General features: G+C 61.5%; 4 protein-coding genes and 1 pseudogene. All 5 read right to left on the reverse strand.

Annotation, left to right across the window (positions count from 1 at the left end; genetic code table 11):
• Positions 1-333: pseudogene (locus EN906_RS25660) on the reverse strand (tol-pal system protein YbgF); the annotation flags it as partial.
• Positions 334-557: 224 nt separating this feature from the next.
• On the reverse strand, positions 558-1,064 hold the full coding sequence (gene pal, locus EN906_RS25665; protein WP_013529149.1) for a peptidoglycan-associated lipoprotein Pal: 507 nt from the start codon (positions 1,062-1,064) through the stop codon (positions 558-560).
• 246 nt (positions 1,065-1,310) lie between these two features.
• On the reverse strand, positions 1,311-1,610 hold the full coding sequence (locus EN906_RS25670) for a four helix bundle protein (protein ID WP_236383235.1): 300 nt from the start codon (positions 1,608-1,610) through the stop codon (positions 1,311-1,313).
• 101 nt (positions 1,611-1,711) lie between these two features.
• Positions 1,712-3,022, reverse strand: coding sequence for a Tol-Pal system beta propeller repeat protein TolB (tolB, locus tag EN906_RS25675; RefSeq protein ID WP_127270138.1), 1,311 nt, complete (start codon positions 3,020-3,022; stop codon positions 1,712-1,714).
• Between the two features lie 40 nt (positions 3,023-3,062).
• The coding region (locus EN906_RS25680; RefSeq protein ID WP_127375470.1) for a TonB family protein at positions 3,063-3,972 on the reverse strand (910 nt) is incomplete at its 5' end.

A 3,972-nucleotide genomic window follows, 5' to 3' on the forward strand; every position in this document is an offset into this window, starting at 1 on the left:
CTGGAAGCGGAAGTCATTGTCTTCCTGCTGCTTGCGGATCTGCTCCTGCATCTGCAGGACCTGGAAATTGAGTTCCTCGATCTTGCCGTTCATCTGCCGCAGCTGCTCTTCCAGGCTGGTGACAGCGGCAGGATCGGATTGCACCAGCTGAACCTGGTCCGGTTTCTTCTTTTGACCGAAAAGGTTGGGCAATTCGATACTGGGAAGATGGAAGGTAAAGCCGCTGTCGGTTGATTGCCCCGTGCCGCTCGCCCCGGTGCCGCTGGCCAGGGCGGTGACGCCTGATAGGAGCAGCAGCGCAAGCGTGCCGCTCAGAACCGATCTCAAATGCATGTGCCTCTCGCAGTGATTTCGTTAGCTTGTTCGCGCCTTCCAATCAGCATGGGACCAGCCAAGCGCCCTCGGCTCATAGCAGGAGCCGAGACTTCGGCCAAATTTTGTTTCGGGCATCCGGATGTGAAAAAGGCGGCCCCCAAGGCCGCCTTTCGCACAGGTATGTTGCATTTTTACCGCTAGACGGCCGCCGTTCTTGACGCGCCGGTCGGCTGCGTGATGCTTCAGGAGCCAGCGCCGCTAAGCGTGGTGACCGCGCGGCGGTTCTGCGACCAGCAGGAGATGTCGTCGCAAACCGCGACCGGACGTTCCTTGCCGTAGGAAATGGTCTTGAGACGGCTGGCCGAGACGCCCTTGGCGACAAGGAAGTCACGGGTGGCGGCGGCGCGGCGGGCGCCGAGCGCCAGATTGTATTCACGTGTGCCGCGTTCGTCGGCATGACCTTCGACGACGATGGCATACTGCTTGTACTGGTTCAGCCACTGCGCCTGGCGCGAGAGCGTCGTCTGCGCGTCGGCACGGATCGAGGTCGAGTCCGTATCGAAGAAGATGCGGTCGCCAATGTTGACGGTGAAGTCCTGCGCCGATCCGGGTGTTGCGGCGCCGGCGCCGTTAAGGCCAAGATCGGCCGCGTTGTTCGGCGTCTTCTTCGAGGCGCAACCTGCGATGGCGAGCATCGCCACCAGCGCGATCATGACCGGGTTTCTGGTAAGTGCTGCAATACGGCCCATGCCGCCTCTCCTTCGTATTTCGAGTGATCTAATTTGAGTGATTTCGTTGATCACCCAGTAACCACGTTTGGGTTAACCGGCATTCAAGAAACACGGTTAAATTTTGGTTTAAGCTGCCCGTCCGCAGCCGTTTTGGCCTGAAGCCACATTTCACGCGGACCCTAGGCGTAAATACGGCCAAAACGCGACAAAGAGATGGAAATGAGGAATTGAAGAGTTGGGGAATTGAGGAACTGAAGAGAGAATTCACTTCAGCTTTTCTCTCAGATTGATCAGCATGCCGTAGATATGGGCATAGGATCGCAGCCAATCGTCGTGTTGTGTCTGGCTGATGTATCCAAGGTCGAACGCATAGGAAATCCACGTCTCCACCTCGCTGCATGACCCCATTGCCATCGAAATGAACCGCGCGAATTCGGGTTTGGAGTGAGTCTGCTTGGCAAATCCTTCAGCCAAATTGGCGCAGATTCCTTTGCTGGAGCGACGCAACTGATCAGCCAGTGCGTATTGCTCCATTTTCGGGAAAGCGAGCTTTATGGACGTCAAGAGAAACCACATAAGCGCGCTTATATACCTCTAGATCCTTCGCGCGATTAATGTAGCCGCCCGCCTTCTCCATTCTTCAGTTCTTCAGTTCCCCAGTTCCTCTATTCAAGCAGCGGCGACCAGGCCGGGTCGGAAGCGAAGTTCGCCGTCGGGATCGATTGTTCGTTGCGTCCGGTCAGATCGACCGAAACCAGTTTGGGCCCGCCGGCGGAATCGCGGAAGAACATCAGCACGCGGCCGTTCGGTGCCCAGGTCGGTCCCTCCTGCTGGAAGCCGGAGGACAGGATGCGCTCGCCCGATCCATCGGTCTTCATGACGCCGATCTGGAATTCGCCGCCGGTCTGCTTGGTGAAAGCGATGAGGTCGCCGCGCGGCGACCATACCGGCGTCGAATAGACGCCGTCGCCAAAGGAAATGCGGGTCTGGCCCGAGCCGTCGGCTCCCATCACGTAGATCTGCGCGCGGCCGCCACGGTCGGAGGTGAACACCACCTTGCTGCCGTCGGGCGAATAGGACGGCGAGGTGTCGATGGCGGTCGAGTTGGTCAGCCTCGTCGTCGAGCGGCTGCGCAGGTCCATGGCGAAGATGTTGGAATTGCCGTCGTCGCGCAGCAGGCTCATGATCACCTTCTGGCCGTCGGGCGAAAAGCGCGGCGCAAAGGTCATGCCCGGAAAGTTGCCGACCAGTTCGCGCTGCCCCGTTTCGATCTGCAGCAGGTAGACCCGCGGCTGGCCGCTTTCATAGGACATGTAGGTGATTTCCTGCCGGTTCGGCGAGAAACGCGGCGTCAGCACGATCGACCTGCCGTCCGAGAGATAGCGAACGTTGGCGCCGTCCTGGTCCATGATCGCGAGGCGCTTCTTGCGCGCATTCTTGGCGCCGGATTCGTCGATGAAGACGACGCGGGTGTCGAAATAGCCTTTTTCGCCGGTCAGCCGCTCATAGATGGCGTCGGCGATGATGTGGGCGACACGCCGCTGATTGGCGTCGTTGGCGAAGAACTGCTCGCCGGCCATCTGCTGGCCGGCAAAGGTATCCCACAACCGGTACTGGGCGCGGATGCGGCCGTCGGCTTCCTTGCTGACGCTGCCGGTGACCAGCGCCTGCGCGTTGATCACCTTCCAGTCGTCGAAGCGCGGTGCTGCATCGGGGTTGGTGATCTTCTCGATAAAGGCGCTTTTGTCGATCGGAGCGAACAGACCCGAACGCTTCAAATCGGCGGTGACGATTTGCGAAATCTGCGCCCCAAGCGCGTCGCCGCCCTGGAAATCCGTGATGGCGATCGGCAGCGGCTCGACGTTGCCCTTGTTGACGTTGAGTTCGACCAGCGCCAGCGCCGGCAACGTGCTGGCCGCGGTCATGCCCATCGCCATTGCTGCGACCATCAGGAGCGGCTTGAGGATTGATTTCATGTCTTCTCGCTTCTCGTACTGATTTCCGGATACCCGGGCCTTAGAGGCCCAGCATCTCCCTTGGATCGAAGGTGACGCGGACGTCGGCCCAGATGTCCTGCTTGCCGGCGGGAACTTGCAGGCCAGTGACATCGCATTTTTGCACCGCACGAACGGCACTTTCGTCGAACTGGCGGTTTCCGCTCGACGTTTCGACCGCCGGGCGTCCGTCCAGCTTGCCGGAGGCATCCAGGTTGAACCGCACCACGACGACGAAGTTCTCGGAACCTTCAAGGCCCGCGGGAAGGGTCCAGCAGCCGCCAAGCTGGCTTTCCAGAGCACCCATTTCGGACCTGGAAAGCTTCTGGCCCTGATCCTTGTCGCCGCCGAGCGACGCCTGCTGGGTCGAGCGCTTGGCGCCACCGCCGGATGGTTTCTGCTTGTCGAGGAGCGCGGAGATCTCGTCGGCGTTGAATTGCTTGTCGTCGGACTTCGGCTTCGACGACGCTTCCTTGACCGGCTTGTCGGCGTTCTTGCGTTCCGGCGCCTTGGCGCTTTCGGCCTGCGCCGGCTGCGGCTTCGGCCGCGCTTCCGGCGCGGGAGCGGAATCCGGCAGCTGCGTCGCCTCGGCGGGCGGCTCCTGCGCTATGGCTTCAGCGACGGCGTCAGGCTTGACCTCGGGCGTCGGATCGATGGCAGCGGTCTTGTCCTGCGGTGGCGGGGTTGGCGCCGGCTTGGCCGGTGTCGGCTTGGGGTCGGCCTGCTTGACCGGCTCGGGCTTGACCTCTTCCTTGGGCGTGGGCGCCGGCGCCACTTCCGTTGCCGGGGTGGGCTTGGGCTTCTCCTGCGGCTTCGGCACGTCCTCGGGCTTCGGCTTTTCGATCGGGGTCGGCGCGGGCGGCGGAGCCGAGGTCGTGTCGACGGGCTTCGGCTTGGCTTCCGGCGTTATCGGCTTGTCGGTGTCGACGCTG

It is taken from the genome of Mesorhizobium sp. M7A.F.Ca.CA.004.06.1.1 (assembly GCF_003999135.1).
In the GTDB taxonomy this organism is placed as follows: domain Bacteria; phylum Pseudomonadota; class Alphaproteobacteria; order Rhizobiales; family Rhizobiaceae; genus Mesorhizobium.